The following is a 19,537-nucleotide window of genomic DNA, read 5'->3' on the forward strand; positions in this document are numbered from 1 at the left end:
GACGGGCCCCTTACTTGGCTGCGCGCTCTTTGGCGATCAACTGGTCGGCCACGTTCAGTGCTTCCTTTTCGCCACCGGCACTGCCGATGTCGAAACGGTACTTGCCGTCGACGATCAGGGTCGGCACGCCTTGCACGCCGTATTTCTGGGCCAGTTCCTTGTATTGGGCCATCTTGCCCTTCACAGCAAACGAGTTGAATGTCTCAAGGAACTTGGTTTTGTCGACGCCTTGGGTGGCAACGAAATCGGCCATGTCATCAGGCTTGAGCAGACGCTTGCCTTCTTTCTGGATGGCGTTGAACACGGCGGCGTGCACCTTGTGCTCTACACCCATGGTGTCCAGGGTAATAAACAGCTGGCCGTGGGCATCCCATGGGCCGCCGAACAGGGCAGGAATACGTTTGAAGTTCACGTCCTCAGGCAGCTTCTCGACCCACGGATTGATGACCGGCTCAAACGCGTAGCAATGCGGGCAGCCATACCAGAACAGCTCCACCACTTCGATCTTGCCCGGTACGGAAACCGGGACAGGATTGGCCAATTCAACATAGGTTTTACCGGCTTCAAGCGGCACGTCGGCAGCTTGTGCGGTCATGCCGAAAAGGCTGGCAGTGACGAGAGCGGCGCTGAGGATCAGATTACGCATGCTTTACTCCTGGACAAATAAAGTCGCCTCACGCGACCTTTGTTGTGACAGGTCTACGCGGGCATGAGTTCGTTAGTGTAACGGCACCGGCCACAAAAAAGGGCGGCCTAAGCCACCCTTTTTATGCTTGCATCGACGGATTAATCGAGCGTTAACGTAGCCGGGACACTTAGTGCAGGCCCTGGATGTATTGGGACACGGCTTCGATGTCCTTGTTGCTGAGTTTCCCGGCGATGCTCTGCATGATCTTGGTGTCGCCGTCGTTGGTGCGATTACCTTCGCGGAAGTCCGTCAGCTGCTTGCCGATGTACTGGGCATGCTGGCCGCTCAAGTGCGGGAAGCCAGCAGCCGCAAGGCCTGCGCCGTTAGGCGAGTGGCAGCCGATGCAGGAAGGCATGCCTTTTTCCAGGTTGCCGCCACGGAACAATTCCTCACCGTGGGCCACCAGTTTCGGATCAGCAGCTCCCACGCTGCCCTTTTGGCTGGCAAAATACGCCGCGATATCTGCCAGGTCCTGATCGCTGAGGTTGGTCAGCAAGCCGGTCATTTCCAGGACCGTACGCTTGCCGTCCTTGATGTCGTGCATCTGCTTGGTCAGGTAACGCTCACCCTGGCCGGCCAGTTTTGGAAAGTTTGGCGCCGGGCTATTACCGTCCGGTCCATGGCAAGCACCACATACGGCGGCTTTCGCCTGGCCGGCAGTGGCGTCGCCTGCGGCATGGGCAACACCGGTGATGCCCAAGGTCAACAGCAGACTCACGATCAGTTTGTTCATCAGCTAATCCAACTACGGCTAAGGGTTAAAGAGTTATGGACCGGGTTTACTCACCATCAACTGAATGACGGCCTGGTAATCCTCGGTACTGCAGTCCATGCACAAACCACGCGGCGGCATCGCCTTGAAACCCTGGGTCACGTGTTGCACCAGCGTGTCCATACCTTGAGCCAATCTTGGCTTCCAGGCTGCCTGGTCACCCCGTTTCGGGGCGTTGGGCAACTGTCCGGCATGGCAGGCCCCGCAAACGCGGTTGTACACAGCCTCCGGATCCTGTGTAGCCTGCGCACTGTAAAGTGGCATCAAGACACCGAGGGCCAGCAGCCACTTGGTCATACATCGACCTTTTCAGGGTTTGAGAGCGTTTTGCGTTCTAATGCGCAATAAAGGTCTATCGCTCCCGTGAACTTCATCCTTCGCTGGGACAAAGCACACACAAAATCTGCGGCATTATATACTGGCGCTACTGAAACGGAAACGACACCGCTTGCCGCACCCATTCCCGGCACCGCCCACATCGGAAAACTCATGCAACTCAAGAATCCCATCCTCGGCCTGTGCCAACAGTCCACCTTCATGCTCAGCGCCGCCAAAGTCGACCAATGCCCCGATGACGAAGGCTTCGAAGTCGCATTCGCCGGCCGTTCCAACGCCGGTAAATCCAGCGCGCTGAACACCCTGACCCACGCCAGCCTGGCCCGCACCTCGAAAACCCCGGGGCGCACACAGCTCCTCAACTTCTTCAAGCTAGACGATGATCGGCGTCTGGTCGACCTTCCGGGCTACGGTTACGCAAAAGTACCTATCCCGCTGAAGCTGCACTGGCAGCGTCACCTGGAAGCCTATCTGGGTGGCCGGGAGAGTTTGAAGGGTCTGATTCTGATGATGGACATCCGTCATCCAATGACCGACTTCGACCTGTTGATGCTCGATTGGGCCGTCGCCAGCGGCATGCCGATGCATGTCCTGCTGACCAAGGCCGACAAGCTGACCTACGGCGCAGCGAAAAACACCCTGCTCAAAGTGCAGGCAGAAATCCGTAAGGGTTGGGGTGATGCGGTCACTATCCAGCTGTTCTCGGCGCCAAAACGCATGGGCCTGGAAGATGCCTACACCGTGCTGGCAGGCTGGATGGAACTGGCTGACAAGGGTTCGGAGGTCGCCGAGTAAAAACTCGGGGCAAAAAAAACCCCGGACTTCGTATGGGGAGGGGAAGTTCGGGGTCCAAGTTCCGGACCGCTAGGGCGGGGTCCAGATATCTGCCAACACTTAACACAACATAGGAGCATTGAAGGGCTTCACCACCCATTCAGTAACTCTGAGTAGCAATTCACGGGTTAAGTTCCGGCACGTTCAAAAAACTATTGGAAATAACCCGCGGCGTTTTCCGATCTATAGCGCCACCGCGGCATGACGCCGCGGCCCAAGCCCAGCGCTTAGTGCGCCTCGTCCCAGTTGTCGCCCACGCCGACGTCTACCACCAGCGGCACATCCAGCTTCACCGCCTCGCTCATGTGCTCACGAATCTTCGCGCTGACTTCAGCCACCAGGTCCTCACGCACCTCCAGCACCAATTCATCGTGCACCTGAAGGATGACCTTGGCGTCCAGGCCCGAGGCCGTCAGCCAGTTGTCGACCTTGACCATGGCCTTCTTGATGATATCGGCTGCGGTGCCCTGCATCGGCGCGTTGATCGCCGTACGCTCGGCGCCAGCGCGCTCCTGGGGCTTGTTGGAGTTGATATCCGGCAGGTACAGGCGGCGCCCGAACAGGGTTTCCACGTAGCCCTGGTCAGCCGCCTGGGCGCGGGTACGCTCCATGTACTCGCGAACCCCCGGGTAGCGGGCGAAGTACACATCGATGTAAGCCTTGGCGGTCTTGGTGTCGACGCCGATGTCCTTACCCAGCTTCTGGGCGCCCATGCCGTAGATCAGGCCAAAGTTGATCGCCTTGGCACTGCGACGCTGATTGGACGTGACCTCGGTCAACTCAACCTTGAACACCTCGGCCGCCGTGGCGGTGTGCACGTCCAGGTCGTCGCGGAACGCATTGAGCAAGCCTTCGTCCTTGGACAAGTGCGCCATGATGCGCAGCTCAATCTGCGAATAGTCCGCCGCCAGCAGCTTGTAGCCCTTGGGCGCGACAAATGCCTGGCGGATGCGCCGGCCTTCGGCGGTACGCACCGGAATGTTCTGCAGGTTCGGATCGCTGGAGGACAGGCGCCCGGTCGCCGCGACGGCCTGGTGATAGGACGTGTGAACGCGCCCGGTACGCGGGTTGATCTGTTCCGGCAGGCGGTCGGTGTAGGTGCTTTTCAGCTTGCTCATGCTGCGGTACTGCATCAGCACTTTCGGCAACGGATAGTCATCTTCAGCCAATTTGGCCAAGACTTCCTCGGCCGTCGACGCCTGGCCCTTGCCGGTCTTCTTCAGCACGGGCAGCCCGAGCTTCTCGTAGAGAATCGCTCCCAACTGCTTGGGCGAACCGAGGTTGAACTCCTCGCCGGCGATTTCATACGCCTGGCGCTCCAGGTCCACCATCTTGTTACCCAGCTCGATACTCTGGATACCCAGCAACGCCGCATCCACCAGGGCACCCTGACGCTCAATGCGCGCCAGCACCGGCACCAGCGGCATCTCGATGTCGGACAATACGCTGGCCAGGGTAGGAATAGCGGCGAGCTGCTTGTGCAGTTCCTGATGTAGGCGCAGGGTCACATCGGCGTCTTCCGCCGCGTAAGGCCCGGCCTGCTCCAGGGCAATCTGGTCAAAGGTCAGTTGCTTGGCGCCTTTGCCGGCGATGTCCTGGAAGCTGACGGTGTCGTAGTCCAGGTATTTCTTCGCCAGGCTGTCCATGTCGTGGCGAGTCGCGACGGAGTTCAGCACGTAGGACTCAAGCATGGTGTCGAAGGCGATGCCGCGCACGGTGATGCCATGTGCCGGGTCGCCGCCGATGGCGCAGTTGGCCAGGATATTCATGTCGAATTTGGCGTGCTGGCCGACCTTGAGTTTTTCCGGGTCTTCGAGCAACGGTTTCAGGGCCAGCAGGACGGTGTCCCGGTCCAGCTGTTCCGGCGCACCAATGTAGGAGTGGGTCAGTGGAATGTAGGCCGCTTCGTGGGCCTGTACAGCAAAGGACACGCCAACCAGTTGGGCTTGCTGGGCATCGATACCGGTGGTTTCGGTATCGAAGGCGAACAGCTTGGCATCGTTGAGTTTCTTCAGCCAGACATCGAATTGAGCCTGGGTAAGGATGGTTTCGTACACCGGTTCCACAGAAACCGGGGCGACCGTCTCGACCGCTTCTTCAGTGACAGCCGCCGAGGGCGCCGCACTCAACTCGACCCGCTTGGCATCACGCTGAATCTCGTCAATCCAGCTCTTGAACTCCAGCAGCGTGTACAGCTCCAGCAGTTTCTCGCGATCCGGCTCGATCAGGTGCAAGTCGTCCAGGCCCACATCCAGCGGCACGTCGATCTTGATCGTCGCCAACTGGTACGACAGGAACGCACTTTCCTTGTGTTCTTCGAGCTTGGCGACCAGGGTCTTGGCGCCACGAATCGGCAGGGTCGGCACAATATCGAGCTGCTCGTAGAGCTCCTTCAAACCGCCGTTGACGCCCACCAGCAAGCCGGAAGCGGTCTTTGGACCAATGCCCGGAACGCCCGGGATGTTGTCGGACGAGTCGCCCATCAACGCCAGATAATCGATGATCTGCTCGGGAGCGACACCGAATTTCTCCTTCACGCCCTCAATGTCCATGGCGCTACCGGTCATGGTGTTGACCAAGGTAATGTGCCCGTCCACCAGTTGCGCCATGTCCTTGTCACCGGTGGAAATCACCACCGGCCGGTCGGCGGCCGCGCTGCTGCGGGCCAAGGTGCCGATCACGTCGTCCGCTTCAACGCCTTCGACGCACAGCAGCGGGAAACCCAGGGCGATCACGCTCTGGTGCAGCGGCTCGATCTGCACGCGCATGTCATCCGGCATGCTCGCGCGGTTGGCCTTGTATTCGGCGTACAGGTCATCGCGAAATGTCCCGCCCTTGGCGTCGAACACCACCGCGAACGGGCTGTTCGGGTACTGCTTGCGCAGGCTTTTGAGCATGTTCAGCACGCCCTTGACCGCGCCGGTGGGCAGGCCTTTGGAAGTGGTGAGCGGTGGCAGCGCGTGAAAGGCGCGGTACAGGTAAGAAGAACCGTCCACCAGGACGAGGGGGGCTTGGCTCATGAGCAGGATCAACCTTTTCGGCGGGTCAGGCGCTAGAATAGCCGGACCAATGACGACAAAGGGACAAGGTTATCATGCGTACAGTAAATCGCCTGTTGTTGACCGGCTTGATTGCACTCACTCCGATGGCGGCCATGGCGGCAGATACTGCCCCCACGGGCGACCCGGAAGTCACCATTCGCACGGAAGGCGACAAGACCATTCAGGAATACCGTCAGAATGGTTTCCTGTACGCGATCAAGGTGACCCAGAAAGGCTTTCCGCCGTATTTCCTGGTGCGCGCGGACGGAACCGATGCGAACTTCATCCGCTCTGACCAGCCGGATATGCTGATCCCGTCATGGAAGATCTTCGAATGGAAATGATTTCTTAACTTTAATCGGCGCTGCTCCCCGCAGCGCCCGTAACGGCAGTTTTAACCATGTCTGTGTTCACCCCCCTGGCTCGGCCCGAGCTGGAAACCTTTCTTGCCCCTTACGGGCTCGGCCGCCTGCTTGATTTCCAGGGGATTGCCGCTGGTAGTGAAAACACCAATTTCTTCATCAGCCTGGAACAGGGCGAATTCGTCCTGACCCTGGTTGAACGCGGCCCCGTGCAGGAAATGCCGTTCTTCATCGAACTGCTGGACGTGCTCCACGACGCCGACCTGCCGGTGCCTTACGCCCTGCGCACCACCGACGGCGTGGCCTTGCGCGAATTGGCCGGCAAACCGGCGCTGCTACAACCGCGCCTGGCGGGCAAGCACATCAAGGACGCCAACGCCCAGCATTGCGTGCAAGTGGGCGAATTGCTCGGCCACCTGCACCTGGCCACCCAGGGCGAGAAGGTGCTGGAACGCAAGACCGATCGTGGGCTGGACTGGATGCTCAGCGAAGGCGCGCAACTGATTTCGCACCTCGACGCGCAACAACAGGGCCTGCTGCAAGCCGCGCTGGATGAGATCGAGGCGCACAAGGCGCAGATCCTCTCGCTGCCCCGGGCAAACATCCACGCCGACCTGTTTCGCGACAACGCGATGTTCGAAGGCACCCACCTGACCGGGCTGATCGACTTCTACAACGCCTGCTCGGGCCCGATGCTCTACGACGTGGCGATTGCCCTGAATGACTGGTGCTCGGACGCCGACGGCGTGATCGACGGCCAGCGGGCACGGGCATTGTTGGGAGCGTATGCGGGATTGCGGCCGTTTACCGCCAAGGAAGCGGAGCTGTGGCCGACCATGTTACGCGTGGCGTGCGTGCGGTTCTGGCTGTCACGCCTGATTGCCGCGGAATCGTTTGCCGGGCAGGACGTGCTGATTCACGACCCGCGAGAGTTTCAAGTGCGTTTGGCGCAACGCCAGCAGGTCAAGACCCCGCTGCCGTTCGCGTTGTAGCACACGGTCAGTGTGGGAGCTGGCTTGCCAGCTCCCACATTTGATCTTCGTTGTGGCTTATAAAGACTCCAGGCACCCAGCCAGGTCATTCCCCAGCTTTTCCAGCACCTGCTCATACCCCTGGGCCGAGGCCGGCGTGTAGCCGCCCAACGCATCCAGCTCCGCCAGCTTCACCGGCAAACCGGCCACCAGCGTTTCCGCCAGACGCGGCCGCAGCGGCGGCTCGCTGAACACACAGGTCTTGCCCACTTCCTGCAACCGCGTGCGCATCGCCGCCACATGCTGGGCGCCCGGCTGCACTTCCGCGGCCACGCTGAATACACCGGTGTGCTTGAGGCCGTAGGCATCCTCGAAGTAATCGAACGCCTCATGGAACACGAAGTACGGCTTGCCGGCGACATCCGCCATACGTGCTTTCAAGCGCGCATCCAGCGCGTCCATACGGCCATCAAACGCCTTCACGTTGCTCTGATACCGCTCGGCATTCGCCGGATCGGCGGCGCTCAGGTCTGCCGCCATGCGGTTAGCGATCACCCGGGCATTGACCGTCGACAACCACAAATGCGCATCCAGGCTGCCCGGGCGATGATCGTGATCGTGTTCGTCGGCATCTTCAGCGTGGGAGTGGCTATCTTCGGTGAACCGGCGCAGTTTCATCCCCGCAAGGTCCTGCACGGCTACCGTCGGCAAGCTGCGGCCTTTCAAGACGCGTGGCAGAAAGCTCTCCATGTCCGGGCCAATCCAGTACAGCAGGTCCACCGACTGCACGCGCCGTACGTCGGAAGGACGCAGCGCATAGTTATGGGGCGAAGCGCCCGGCGGCAGCAATACCTCGGGAATCGCCACGCCGTCCTGCACGGCGGCGGCAATCAGCTGTAACGGTTTGATGCTGGTCAGCACCCGAACCTCCGCCTGGGCGGCACCTGCAAGCAACAAACTGGTGACAAATACGACAAAAACGGGAAAAAGTCTGGACACGATGACCACTCAAGGAGGCAGGAACAGGTAACATAATAACGTCTCTCACAAATATCTGTCGCCGCTCATGCCTAAAACACCGCTTGCCAGCCGTCCCCATGACCACTCTCACTGCGTGCACAGCGCACTGTCAGAGGCCGACGCCTTGTGCGCGCGCCAAGGCCTGCGCCTGACCGCCCTGCGTCGCCGGGTGCTGGAGCTGGTGTGGCAAAGCCACAAGCCGCTGGGTGCCTACGACATCCTCGGCGTGCTCAGCGAGCAAGATGGCCGCCGCGCCGCGCCGCCCACGGTGTACCGCGCGCTGGACTTCCTGCTGGACAACGGCCTGGTGCACCGCATCTCGTCGCTCAACGCCTTTGTCGGCTGCAACCACCCGGAACACGCGCACCAGGGCCAGTTCCTGATTTGCCGCGAATGCCACGCCGCCATCGAGCTTGAGCAAAAAAGCATCAGCGACAGCATCATCAAGAGCGCCGGCGACGTCGGCTTCAAGGTCGAAGGGCAAACCGTCGAAGTCGTCGGTGTGTGCTCGGGCTGCCAGGGGGCTTGATGAGCACTGCGTTAATCCGCCTGGAACAGGTCGGGGTCACGTTCGCCGGGCAAAACGTGCTGGACAACATCGCCCTGAGCGTCGAACCAGGGCAGATCGTCACGCTGATCGGCCCCAACGGCGCCGGCAAGACCACCCTGGTGCGCGCCGTGCTCGGCCTGCTCAAGCCCGACAGCGGCAGCGTATGGCGCAAGCCGAAGCTGCGGGTCGGCTACATGCCGCAAAAGCTGCATGTGGACCCGACCTTGCCCCTGTCGGTGCTGCGCTTCCTGCGCCTGGTGCCCGGCGTAGACCGTGCCCGCGCACAGTCGGCCCTCAAGGAAGTCGGCGCCGAACAGGTGATCGACAGCCCGGTGCAAAGCATCTCCGGCGGCGAAATGCAGCGCGTGCTGCTGGCCCGCGCCTTGTTGCGCGAGCCGGAACTGCTGGTGCTGGATGAACCCGTGCAAGGCGTCGACGTGGCCGGCCAGGCCGAGCTGTACAGCCTGATCACCCGCCTGCGCGACCGCCACGGTTGCGGCGTGCTGATGGTCTCCCACGACCTGCACCTGGTGATGAGCACCACCGACCAGGTGGTGTGCCTCAATCGCCACGTGTGCTGCTCCGGCCACCCGGAACAGGTCAGCGGCGACCCGGCCTTCGTCGAGCTGTTCGGCAAGAATGCCCAGAGCCTCGCTATTTATCACCACCATCACGACCACGCCCATGACCTGCATGGCGCCGTCGTCGATGACCCCGCCGCCACCCACACCCACGTTCATGGAGATAGCTGCAAGCATGGCTGATTTTCTGCTCTACGCCCTGCTGGCAGGCTTGGCTCTGGCGCTTGTAGCGGGCCCACTGGGCTCGTTCGTGGTCTGGCGGCGCATGGCCTATTTTGGCGACACCTTGTCCCACGCCGCGCTGCTGGGCGTGGCCATGGGTTTTCTGCTGGATGTGAGCCCGACCATCGCCGTCACCGTCGGCTGCCTGTTGCTGGCGGTGCTGCTGGTGACCCTGCAACAGCGCCAGCCGCTGGCCTCGGATACGTTGCTGGGCATCCTGGCGCCGAGCACCTTGTCCCTTGGCCTGGTGGTGCTGAGCTTCATGCACGAAGTGCGCATCGACCTGATGGCCTATCTGTTCGGCGACTTGCTGGCGATCAGCCCCACCGACCTGGCCTGGATCCTCGGCGGCAGCGCGGCGGTGCTGGTGTTGCTGGTAACCCTGTGGCGCCCGCTGCTGGCAATTACCGTCCACGAAGAACTGGCCACCGTCGAAGGCTTGCCCGTGGCGGCGCTGCGCATGACCCTGATGCTGCTGATCGCCGTGGTGATTGCTGTCGCGATGAAGATTGTCGGCGTATTGTTGATCACATCGCTGCTGATCATCCCGGCCGCTGCGGCCCAGCGTCACGCCCGCTCGCCGGAGCAAATGGCGGTTGGCGCCAGCCTGTTGGGGATGCTTGCGGTGTGTGGTGGCCTGGCGCTGTCCTGGTTCAAGGACACCCCGGCCGGGCCGTCGATTGTGGTCACGGCGGCCGCCCTGTTTCTGCTGAGTTTTGTCCTGCCCCGTCGCGGGGTGTAGACTTGCTCGCTTTTTGCGCAATTAGAGAGTCGCAGGAATGAAGCTGTTCAACTTCCGTTATCTGCTCCTTGCCGCATTTTCCTTGCTGCTGGGCGCCTGCCAAAGCACCCCGCCCGCCGCCCCAGAGGCGCCGGACGCGCGTGCTGCGGCCATCGCACAGCTGGAGCAAAACCTCGCCAGCAGTGAACTGGCCACCGCCGAAGACGAGCTGGCCGCGCTGCAGGCCCAATCGCCCAACGACCCGGCGCTGGAGTCTTATCAGCGCCAACTGGCCGAAGCCTACTTGCAGCGCAGCCAGATCGTCCTGCAAAAAGGTGACGTCAACGCCGCCGCCACAGCCCTGAGCCGCGCACGGGCATTGATGCCCAAGGCACCGGCGCTGACCGGTGGCGTCAACAGCGCGATCACCCACGCCCGCAAAGTCGAGCTGGATAAAGCCGAAGCTGCGCTGAAAGCCGCCGAAGCCAAGCCACCCGCCAGAGTCATCGACCCTGCGGCCGAAAGCACCACGGTTGCGCTGAACCTCACCGACATCGAGGCGTTGCGCCATCAACTGGATGAGATCGCCACCGATGTGGTGAATTACCAGTGTGACGTGAGCATCCAGGCGCCGCGCACCGAAGATTACCCATGGCTGGCCACATTGCTGACCAAACGGGTGAAGCGCATTGATTCGGGGTATGACCTGAAGATTCACCGGCAGATCCTGAAGAAGGTTCCGGCGCAGGTTGTGCTGATTCCGCGCAAGACCGAATAAAGCATCGCAGGCAAGCCAGCTCCCACACTTGAATGTATTCACAATTCAAAATGTGGGAGCTGGCTTGCCTGCGACAGCGGTCTAACAAACAACCAATAACTTAAGCCGGAACAGCTTTAGCCTTCGGCTCCCGATCCCAGACCCGATGCTGGGCAATCGCGGCAAAAAACGCCTTCAACGCCTTCGCATCACCGCCCACTATCAGCCCCGCATCCGCCTCAAGCTTGAGCACATCGAGCAACTGCTTCGCCTCACCGGCCAAGGCAATCGCCTTCAGGTGCTTGTACGCCTCCAGCAAGTAATGCAACGCCACGCCATCGCCGCTCAACGCCTGCACTGACTTGGCACCGCCCGGCACAAACACCGCATCGAACGCCACCGACGGCAAGCCCTCCATGGAGGCATCCACCGGCAGGCTCTTGCCATCGGCCGTCGTCACCGGCGCCGAGGTCGGCCCGAGCAGCTTGGCGTGTGCACCGGCGGCTTCCAGCGCCTTCTTCAGCGCCGCAATCGCGGCACCATCAACACCGTTCGCCGCCAGAATCGCTACTTTCCGGGTCTTGATATCACCCGACAGCAAGTTGGCCTGGCTCAATGCTGGCGAACGTTCCGGAGACGTCTTGCGCTCCGGCACCGTGCCTTTCTTCGGCGCTGGCAACCCCAGGTTCTGCGCCACACGCTTGGCCAGCTCCAGGTCGATGTTGGCGAGGATCTCGTTCACCTGCCGCGCCCGGATAAACTCACGCTCCACCTTGCCCAGCTCAAAGCTGTAGGCCGCGATGATGTGCTCCTGCTCGTGCTTGCTCATGCTGCGGAAAAACAAGCGTGCCTGGGAGAAGTGATCGCCGAACGACTCACTGCGCTCACGGATCTTGTGGGCATCGATGCGCTCTGGATACGTCTCAAAACCGCCGTCTTCGGCAGCCGGCGGGGTTTCTTTCGGCCAGCCACCATCAATCGAGTTCGGCTCGTAGGACGCACGCCCCTTGTCGATGGTGGTGCGGTGCATCGCGTCACGCTGCCCGTTATGGAACGGCGCGACCGGACGGTTGATCGGCAGCTCATGAAAGTTCGGCCCGCCCAGTCGGCTGATCTGCGTATCGGTGTAGGAAAAAAGGCGACCTTGCAGCAGCGGGTCATTGGAGAAGTCGATACCTGGCACGATATGTCCCGGGCAGAACGCCACTTGCTCGGTCTCGGCAAAGTAGTTGTCCGGGTTGCGGTTGAGCACCATCTTGCCCAGCGGCGTGATCGGCACCAGCTCTTCGGGGATCAGCTTGGTCGGGTCGAGGATGTCGAAATCGAACTTATGCTCGTCTTCCTCCGCGATGATCTGCACGCCCAATTCCCATTCCGGGTAATCGCCGCCTTCGATGGATTCCCACAGGTCGCGACGGTGGAAGTCGGTGTCTTTACCTGCAAGCTTCTGCGCCTCGTCCCACACCAGGGAACAGGTGCCGACGGTGGGGCGCCAGTGGAATTTGACGAAGTTGGATTTGCCCTCGGCATTCACCAGGCGGAAGGTATGCACGCCAAAGCCCTGCATGGTGCGCAGGCTCTTTGGAATTGCGCGGTCAGACATGGCCCAGATCACCATGTGCGCCGACTCCGGTTGCAGCGAGACAAAATCCCAGAACGTATCGTGGGCCGAGCCGCCGGTAGGAATTTCGTTGTGGGGCTCAGGTTTTACCGCATGCACGAAGTCAGGAAACTTGATCGCGTCCTGAATGAAAAATACCGGCATGTTGTTGCCCACAAGGTCGAAGTTGCCTTCGTCGGTGAAGAACTTCACGGCAAACCCACGCACGTCACGCACGGTATCGCCCGAGCCGCGCGGGCCCTGCACCGTGGAGAACCGCGCAAAGACCGGGGTTTTATGTTCGGGGTTACGCAGGAACCCGGCCTTGGTCAGCGCCGAATGGTTTGCATAGGTCTGGAAATAACCATGGGCGCCGGTGCCGCGGGCATGGACGATACGTTCCGGGATGCGTTCATGGTCAAAGTGCGTGATTTTCTCACGCATGATGAAGTCTTCCAGCAGCGAGGGGCCACGGGAGCCGACCTTCAAGCTGTTCTGATTATCGGAAACCTTCACGCCCTGGTTGGTGCGCAGCGCCTGGCCGGTCGCGTCGGAGCGGAATGTTTCCAGGCTTTGCAGCTTGGCGTTGGTGTTGCCACGGTCCAGAGTGTCGGTACCCGCAAGTTCGCTCTTGGGCGGGGTAACTGGCTTTTTAGTGCTCATCAGACAAAAACTCCTCGTTTGCGTAGGCCAGAGCGATCCCCGGCTCTTCTTGAGCAAAACCCCAGGCACGGCACCCGGGAATTTCGAGTTGCTTAAGTAGTGACTGACACGGTTTTGCACCGTTCCTTTTTTATGACCTTTGATCGCGTTATTGCCAAATCGCTGGTCGGATGAGAAATAAATGCTAAGAAACGCTATACGGACAGGCTAAAATGCGCGCCCGGCTAACCGCTGATCCCTTTTTAATGCGCCCCACAAGGTTCGCTACGTGATCGAGTTTCATAACGTCCATAAAACCTACCGGGTCGCCGGTAAGGATATCCCCGCGCTGCATCCCACCAACCTGCGCGTCGAAAATGGCCAGGTGTTTGGTCTGATCGGCCATTCCGGTGCGGGAAAAAGTACTTTGCTGCGTCTGATCAATCGCCTGGAGCAACCCAGCGGCGGTCAGATCAAGGTCGATGACGAAGAAGTCACCGCCCTCGACGCCAACGGCCTGCGCCGTTTCCGGCAACAGGTCGGGATGATCTTCCAGCACTTCAACCTGCTGGCGTCCAAGACCGTTGCCGACAACGTGGCGCTGCCGCTGACCCTCGCGGGCGAACTGTCCCGCAAGGAAATCGACCTGCGGGTGGCCGAACTGCTTGCCCGGGTCGGCCTGTCCGACCACGCCAAGAAGTACCCGGCGCAGCTGTCGGGCGGCCAGAAGCAGCGCGTCGGCATCGCCCGCGCCCTGGCCACCAAGCCGAAGATCCTGCTGTGCGACGAAGCCACCAGCGCCCTCGACCCGCAGACCACGGCCTCGGTCCTGCAACTGCTGGCCGAGATCAACCGCGAGCTGAAGCTGACCATCGTGCTGATCACCCATGAAATGGACGTGATCCGCCGGGTCTGCGACCACGTGGCTGTGATGGATGCCGGTGTGATCGTGGAGCAAGGCACCGTCGCCGACGTGTTCCTGCACCCCAAGCACCCGACCACCAAGCGTTTCGTGCAAGAGTCCGAGCAAGTCGACGAAGGCGAGCAGCGTGATGACTTCGCCCACGTGCCGGGCCGCATCGTGCGGCTGACGTTCCAGGGTGAAGCGACCTACGCGCCACTGCTGGGTACCGTCGCCCGCGACACGGGTGTGGACTACAGCATCCTTGCCGGCCGTATCGACCGCATCAAAGACATCCCCTACGGGCAACTGACCCTGGCCGTCACCGGTGGTGACATGGAGGCCGCGTTCGCCGCCTTCACCGCGGCAGACGTCCATATGGAGGTGCTGCGCTAATGGAAATCCTGTTGAGCTTTTTCTCGAATATCGACTGGTCGGAAATCCTGCTCGCCACCGGCGACACCATGACCATGCTGTTCGGCTCGCTGCTGTTCACCGTGCTGCTGGGCTTGCCGTTGGGCGTGCTGCTGTTCCTGTGCAGCCCGCGCCAGCTGTTTGAACAAAAAAACCTGTACGCCCTGCTGTCGCTGATCGTGAACATCCTGCGCTCGCTGCCGTTCATTATTCTGCTGATCGTGATGATTCCGTTCACGGTGCTGATCACCGGCACGTCCCTGGGGGTTGCCGGTGCGATTCCGCCACTGGTAGTGGGGGCCACGCCGTTCTTTGCGCGCCTGGTGGAAACCGCGCTGCGTGAAGTGGACCGCGGGATTATCGAAGCGACCCAGGCCATGGGCGCGACCACCCGGCAGATCATCACCAACGCCTTGCTGCCCGAAGCTCGCCCCGGCATCTTCGCGGCGATTACGGTGACGGCGATTACACTGGTGTCCTACACGGCCATGGCCGGTGTGGTGGGTGCCGGTGGCCTGGGTGACCTGGCGATCCGTTTCGGTTATCAACGCTTCCAGACCGACGTGATGGTAGTCACCGTGGTGCTGCTGTTGATCCTGGTGCAAATTCTGCAAACCGTCGGCGACAAGCTGGTGGTGCACTTTTCTCGAAAATAACGGCTATTGCCGGCGCGAAGCCGGCCAATACCCGAACAAGGAGCTTGTTGAATGAAAAAACTACTGGTTGCTTTCGCCGCCGTCGCCGCGTTTTCCGCCCACGCCGCCGAAACCCTGACCGTGGCCGCGTCCCCGGTGCCTCACGCTGAAATCCTCGAATTCGTGAAGCCGGCCCTGGCCAAAGAAGGCGTGGACCTGCAAGTCAAAGTCTTCACCGACTACGTCCAGCCCAACGTACAGGTGGCCGAAAAGCGCCTGGACGCCAACTTCTTCCAGCACCAGCCGTACCTGGACGAGTTCAACAAAGCCAAGGGTACTCACCTGGTGAGCGTCGGCGCTGTGCACCTTGAGCCTCTGGGCGCTTACTCCAGCAAGTACAAAAAACTGGAAGAGCTGCCAAGCGGCGCCAACGTCGTGATCCCGAACGACGCCACCAACGGCGGCCGTGCGCTGTTGCTGCTGGCCAAGCACAACCTGATCACCCTGAAGGACCCGACCAACATCCTGTCGACCATCAAGGACATCACCGGCAACCCGAAAAACCTGAAATTCCGCGAACTGGAAGCCGCCACCCTGCCGCGCGTGCTGACCCAGGTCGACCTGGCGCTGATCAACACCAACTACGCGCTGGAAGCCAAGCTGGACCCATCCAAGGACGCTCTGGTGATCGAAGGCAATGACTCGCCTTACGTGAACATCCTGGTGACCCGCGAAGACAACAAGGATTCGGACGCAGTGAAGAAGCTGGTTGCAGCCCTGCACACCCCGGAAGTGAAAGCGTTCATTCTCGAGAAGTACAAAGGCGCGATCCTGCCGGCGTTCTGATCCATCAAATGTGGGAGCTGGCTTGCCTGCGATGGCATCGCTGCGGTGTATCAGTAACACCGCGCCGCCTGTATCGCAGGCAAGCCAGCTCCCACAGTTTCAAGCGCTACACGCCCGGCAACACCTTGGGCATATCCCGCAGCCGGATCCACGGCTCATTGCGCCACTGCAACACACTCAAACTTGCCGTCGACCAGGCCAACCCACTCAGGGCCGGGCTTTCGCTTGCCTGCTGTTTACCGCGCAGCGCGGGCACTACTTCGTGGGTCAGCCATTGGCGCAGGGCACGGTTTTCCGGGCAGTAGTGGTAGATCAACATCGCGTACACGCCGGACTCGCTGAGCATCAAGGTTGACGCAGCGCGGCCGTGAGTGGTGGCGGTTAGTGTTTGTTGTTGGTCAGGATCGAGCTTGCGCAGCAAGGCTTCGTTGAGATGCAGGCCCATCAGGTGGCCAATGTCGCGGGCGCTGAACCAGGCTTGGGCGTCGATGAGGATGGCGTGCAGTTGCTGGTGATGACGGGTGAAGACTTCGGGGGTGAAGGGTGGATCTGGGGTAAGCATTTTCATTTCGACAACTCCGGGTATGCATGGGAGCTGCCAACGGCCTTCCTACGGGCTTGGGTGGCAGCCATACGCGGGGTAGGAACCGAGTACCCAGGGATCTCGGCCACGTCGAAACGTGCCCGCGCATAGCCGCCGCGACTGATAGTACGGGCGCAAAAAAAACGCCGCAATCAGACGATGGCGCTATTACGCCGAGGGTACATAAAAGGGTTCCTACGCCCTGTCACTGAATTTGCAGCGACAGGGCAAAGACTAGTCAGTCGACGCATGCCAAACAACTTCGCGCCAACCGTTACAGGTTGCGGGAAAAGTCCGACGACACACATTCATGCGCTGTGCACATAACCCTGTGGGAGCTGGCTTGCCTGCGATGGGGCCGTGTCAGTCACATATCTGCTGCTGACACACCGCTATCGCAGGCAAGCCAGCTCCCACATTTGATTTGTGTCGCTCAGGGAATTGTCGGCATGCTTATTTACGCTGCAACAATCCCGGGAACTGCGCCACCAGCTTCTGGTTGTTCAACGGCGCTCGGATAAACCCGCGCTGCGTCCCATCCGGTCCGATCAGCGCCAGGTTGCCGCTGTGGTCGACGGTGTAGTTGGGCTTGCTGGTGTCCGCCGGAATAAACGGAATGCTCACTGCGTTCGAAACCTTCTGCACATCCTCAACATTCGCGCCGGTCAGGCCTTCGAACTGCGGATCGAAGTAACCCAGGTACTGCTTGAGCTGCGCCGGGGTGTCGCGGTTGGGGTCGACGCTGACCAGGATCACCTGCAACTTGTCCACAACGTCTTTAGGCAGCTCGCTCTTGATCTGCCGCAGTTGGGCGAGGGTGGTCGGGCAGATGTCCGGGCAGAAGGTGTAGCCGAAGAACAGCACGCTCCACTTGCCTTTCAACTCATTGACCACCACCGGCTGGCCGTCCTGGTTGGTCATGGTCACCGGCGGCAGCTGGCGGCTTTGGGGCAGCAGGATGATGCCCGCGTCGATCAAGGCCGTCGGGTCGCCCTGACCTTTTCCGCTCAGTACTTTGTTGACGGTCAGGCCCATGATCAACGCGACAATGGCCACCAGAATGAAGACAGTTTTTTGAGTTCGAGTCATAGGTTCAACAATAGGTAATGGTCTACGAGCAGGGCGATAAACAGCGCGAACAGGTACCAGATAGAGTACTTGAAGGTGTTGATCGCCGCGTGCGGCCGACTGCCACGGTACAGCACCCAGGCCCATTGCAGAAAGCGCCCGCCCAGAACCAGCGCGCACACCAGGTACAGCACGCCGCTCATGTGGATCACATACGGCATCAGGCTGACCGCCAGCAGGGCGAAGGTATAGAGCAGGATATGCACCTTGGTGTAATGCTCGCCATGGGTCACGGGCAGCATCGGGATGTCGGCCTTGGCGTATTCCTCCTTGCGGTGAATCGCCAGGGCCCAGAAGTGCGGCGGGGTCCAGGCGAAGATGATCAACACCAGCAGCAACGGCTCGGCACTGACGTGGCCGGTGACGGCGACCCAGCCCAGCAACGGCGGCGCAGCGCCGGCGAGGCCACCGATGACGATATTCTGCGGCGTGGCACGCTTGAGGAAGCCGGTGTAGATCACCGCATAGCCCAACAGCGAAGCCAGGGTCAGCCACGCGGCCAGTGGGTTGGTAAACGCCAGCAGCAGCGCCAGCCCGGCCACCGCCAGCACCATCGCGAACGTCAGCGCAGCAGCAGGTGATACACGCCCTTCCGCCAGCGGGCGTTTATGGGTGCGCGCCATCAATGCATCGATGCGCCGGTCTACCACATGGTTGACCGCCGCCGCACCACCGGCACACAGGGCGATCCCCAGGTTGCCGAAAATCAGCACCGGCCATGGCACCCCGGCTCGGGTGGCGAGAAACATGCCCACCAGCGAGGTGATAAGCATCAGCACCACTACTTTTGGCTTGGTCAGCTCCAGGTAGTCACGCCAGATCGCCAGGCTGTGACGCTCGCCGATCAAGGTCGCCATGGCATCTCTCCTTTGAGGGTTATAAGGCCCGACACGTGTTTACGCGGGCTGAAGCGCCAGCCGAACGGCAACTGGTGCCGCACCCGGACCAGGCTGGTGCGGGCGTGGTAATTGACCAACACCAGCGTCAGCAGCAACGCCGCACCGCCGGCGTTATGCGCAACGGCTACCGGCAGTGGCAAGTGGAAGTAAACGTTGCTCAGGCCCAGGCAGATTTGCGCCGCCAGGGCGATCAGCAACAGGCCGGCCAGGCGGGTCATGCCGACTACCTTGAGTTGCCAGGCCAGGCCCAGCAGCACGACGGTAACCAACAGCGCGCCAATTCGGTGAGTCAGGTGAATCGCCGTGCGCGCATCACTGTCCAGTTGGCCACCGAGGTAATTGGGGCCGATATGTTGAGTCAGGTGGAAACCATTGGCGAAATCCGCCGCCGGCCACCATTGGCCGTGACAGGTCGGCAGGTCGATACAGGCCACCGCCGCGTAGTTGGAGCTGACCCATCCACCCAGCGCAATCTGGCCGATCACCAACACCAGCCCGGCCGTGGCCCAGTACTGCAAACGCCTGGGAACGATCAGCGCCGGCAGCACGCCGGACAATCGCAGCGTCAGCAAAAACAGCAGGCTCAACGTCGCGAACCCGCCCAATAAATGCCCGGTGACCACCTGCGGCCAGAGCTTCAGCGTCACCGTCCACATGCCAAACGCCGCCTGGGCAAACACCACCGCCAGCAGGAACAACGGCAGCTTCAATGGCTGCCCCGGATGATGCCGATGGGTCCAGGCGCGCGCCGCCAGCAGCACGATCAGCAGCCCGAGGGTGCCGGCGAAGTAACGGTGGGTCATCTCGTTCCAGCCCTTGTCCGCCTCTACCGGCGTGTCCGGGTAATGCAGTTCGGCATGGGCCAACTGGGCTTCGCTTTTCGGCACGCTGATAAAGCCATAGCAACCCGGCCAGTCCGGGCAACCAAGGCCGGCATGGGTCAGCCGGGTATAGGCACCCAGCAGCACCACAATCAGGGCCAGCAGGGTGGCAAACAGCGCGAGGCGAAATCCAGGTTTGGCCATGACGGTGTC

The 19,537-nt window shown here is 61.1% G+C and carries 20 protein-coding genes; 10 read left to right on the plus strand and 10 right to left on the minus strand.

The genetic code is table 11. From position 1 onward, the window contains the following. Positions 1–10 precede the first annotated feature (10 nt). The 3 genes from HX875_RS13455 to HX875_RS13465 all read right to left on the minus strand — a co-directional run bounded on the left by HX875_RS13455 (position 11) and on the right by HX875_RS13465 (position 1,757). A complete protein-coding gene (locus tag HX875_RS13455) occupies positions 11–646 on the minus strand; it encodes a thiol:disulfide interchange protein DsbA/DsbL (RefSeq protein ID WP_177043549.1) in 636 nt (211 codons plus the stop codon). Positions 647–815: 169 nt separating this feature from the next. Beyond that, positions 816–1,421: a c-type cytochrome gene (locus HX875_RS13460; RefSeq protein ID WP_010168648.1), complete on the minus strand. Its 606-nt coding sequence runs from the start codon at positions 1,419–1,421 to the stop codon at positions 816–818. Between the two features lie 33 nt (positions 1,422–1,454). After that, on the minus strand, positions 1,455–1,757 hold the full coding sequence (locus HX875_RS13465) for a c-type cytochrome (RefSeq protein WP_177043550.1): 303 nt from the start codon (positions 1,755–1,757) through the stop codon (positions 1,455–1,457). 192 nt (positions 1,758–1,949) lie between these two features. On the opposite strand from HX875_RS13465, the gene yihA reads away from it, so the two are divergent. After that, positions 1,950–2,591 carry a ribosome biogenesis GTP-binding protein YihA/YsxC gene (gene yihA / locus HX875_RS13470; protein WP_177043551.1) on the plus strand — a complete coding sequence of 214 codons (642 nt, stop codon included), beginning with the start codon at positions 1,950–1,952 and terminating at the stop codon, positions 2,589–2,591. 266 nt (positions 2,592–2,857) lie between these two features. Here yihA and polA read toward each other — a convergent pair whose 3' ends face one another. Then, positions 2,858–5,650, minus strand: a complete 2,793-nt coding sequence (gene polA / locus HX875_RS13475) for a DNA polymerase I (protein ID WP_177043552.1) — start codon at positions 5,648–5,650, stop codon at positions 2,858–2,860. A 74-nt stretch (positions 5,651–5,724) separates the two neighbouring features. On the opposite strand from polA, the gene HX875_RS13480 reads away from it, so the two are divergent. Beyond that, a complete protein-coding gene (locus tag HX875_RS13480; RefSeq protein WP_177043553.1) occupies positions 5,725–6,015 on the plus strand; it encodes a DUF2782 domain-containing protein in 291 nt (96 codons plus the stop codon). A 56-nt stretch (positions 6,016–6,071) separates the two neighbouring features. Further along, positions 6,072–7,025, plus strand: a complete 954-nt coding sequence (locus HX875_RS13485) for a homoserine kinase (RefSeq protein WP_177043554.1) — start codon at positions 6,072–6,074, stop codon at positions 7,023–7,025. Positions 7,026–7,082: 57 nt separating this feature from the next. Here the strand turns inward: HX875_RS13485 and HX875_RS13490 are convergent, their stop codons facing one another. Then, a complete protein-coding gene (locus HX875_RS13490; RefSeq protein WP_259199984.1) occupies positions 7,083–8,012 on the minus strand; it encodes a zinc ABC transporter substrate-binding protein in 930 nt (309 codons plus the stop codon). A 58-nt stretch (positions 8,013–8,070) separates the two neighbouring features. Between HX875_RS13490 and HX875_RS13495 the strand changes: the two genes are divergently transcribed. From HX875_RS13495 to HX875_RS13510, 4 genes are read left to right on the plus strand one after another with little or no spacing between them, the layout of a single operon-like run. Further along, complete coding sequence (locus HX875_RS13495; RefSeq protein WP_003214819.1) at positions 8,071–8,553, plus strand: Fur family transcriptional regulator; 483 nt, start codon at positions 8,071–8,073, stop codon at positions 8,551–8,553. Then, a complete protein-coding gene (gene znuC, locus HX875_RS13500) occupies positions 8,553–9,338 on the plus strand; it encodes a zinc ABC transporter ATP-binding protein ZnuC (RefSeq protein WP_177043556.1) in 786 nt (261 codons plus the stop codon). Before HX875_RS13495 ends, znuC begins: the two co-directional genes overlap by 1 nt. Then, positions 9,331–10,119: a zinc ABC transporter permease subunit ZnuB gene (gene znuB / locus HX875_RS13505; RefSeq protein ID WP_010168631.1), complete on the plus strand. Its 789-nt coding sequence runs from the start codon at positions 9,331–9,333 to the stop codon at positions 10,117–10,119. Before znuC ends, znuB begins: the two co-directional genes overlap by 8 nt. A gap of 37 nt (positions 10,120–10,156) precedes the next feature. Further along, positions 10,157–10,876 (plus strand): PA5502 family lipoprotein, encoded by a 720-nt coding sequence (locus HX875_RS13510; protein ID WP_177043557.1) that lies wholly within the window; start codon positions 10,157–10,159, stop codon positions 10,874–10,876. Between the two features lie 100 nt (positions 10,877–10,976). Here the strand turns inward: HX875_RS13510 and katE are convergent, their stop codons facing one another. Continuing rightward, positions 10,977–13,118 carry a catalase HPII gene (gene katE / locus HX875_RS13515; protein WP_177043558.1) on the minus strand — a complete coding sequence of 714 codons (2,142 nt, stop codon included), beginning with the start codon at positions 13,116–13,118 and terminating at the stop codon, positions 10,977–10,979. 268 nt (positions 13,119–13,386) lie between these two features. On the opposite strand from katE, the gene HX875_RS13520 reads away from it, so the two are divergent. From HX875_RS13520 to HX875_RS13530, 3 genes are read left to right on the plus strand one after another with little or no spacing between them, the layout of a single operon-like run. Continuing rightward, on the plus strand, positions 13,387–14,394 hold the full coding sequence (locus HX875_RS13520; protein ID WP_003214829.1) for a methionine ABC transporter ATP-binding protein: 1,008 nt from the start codon (positions 13,387–13,389) through the stop codon (positions 14,392–14,394). After that, positions 14,394–15,068, plus strand: a complete 675-nt coding sequence (locus HX875_RS13525; RefSeq protein ID WP_010168623.1) for a methionine ABC transporter permease — start codon at positions 14,394–14,396, stop codon at positions 15,066–15,068. Before HX875_RS13520 ends, HX875_RS13525 begins: the two co-directional genes overlap by 1 nt. Positions 15,069–15,119: 51 nt before the next feature. After that, positions 15,120–15,893, plus strand: coding sequence for a MetQ/NlpA family ABC transporter substrate-binding protein (locus HX875_RS13530; RefSeq protein ID WP_177043559.1), 774 nt, complete (start codon positions 15,120–15,122; stop codon positions 15,891–15,893). Positions 15,894–15,999: 106 nt separating this feature from the next. On the opposite strand, the gene HX875_RS13535 is transcribed toward HX875_RS13530, so the two are convergent. The 4 genes from HX875_RS13535 to HX875_RS13550 all read right to left on the minus strand — a co-directional run bounded on the left by HX875_RS13535 (position 16,000) and on the right by HX875_RS13550 (position 19,528). Beyond that, a complete protein-coding gene (locus HX875_RS13535) occupies positions 16,000–16,461 on the minus strand; it encodes a BRO-N domain-containing protein (protein ID WP_177043560.1) in 462 nt (153 codons plus the stop codon). A 468-nt stretch (positions 16,462–16,929) separates the two neighbouring features. Further along, a complete protein-coding gene (locus tag HX875_RS13540) occupies positions 16,930–17,565 on the minus strand; it encodes an SCO family protein (protein WP_010168617.1) in 636 nt (211 codons plus the stop codon). Then, complete coding sequence (gene cyoE / locus HX875_RS13545) at positions 17,562–18,461, minus strand: heme o synthase (protein ID WP_177043561.1); 900 nt, start codon at positions 18,459–18,461, stop codon at positions 17,562–17,564. Before cyoE ends, HX875_RS13540 begins: the two co-directional genes overlap by 4 nt. Beyond that, positions 18,449–19,528 carry a COX15/CtaA family protein gene (locus HX875_RS13550; RefSeq protein ID WP_177043562.1) on the minus strand — a complete coding sequence of 360 codons (1,080 nt, stop codon included), beginning with the start codon at positions 19,526–19,528 and terminating at the stop codon, positions 18,449–18,451. Before HX875_RS13550 ends, cyoE begins: the two co-directional genes overlap by 13 nt. Between the last annotated feature and the right edge of the window lie 9 nt (positions 19,529–19,537).

This window comes from Pseudomonas yamanorum (genome assembly GCF_013386765.1).
GTDB classification, from domain to species: Bacteria; Pseudomonadota; Gammaproteobacteria; order Pseudomonadales; family Pseudomonadaceae; genus Aquipseudomonas; species Aquipseudomonas yamanorum_A.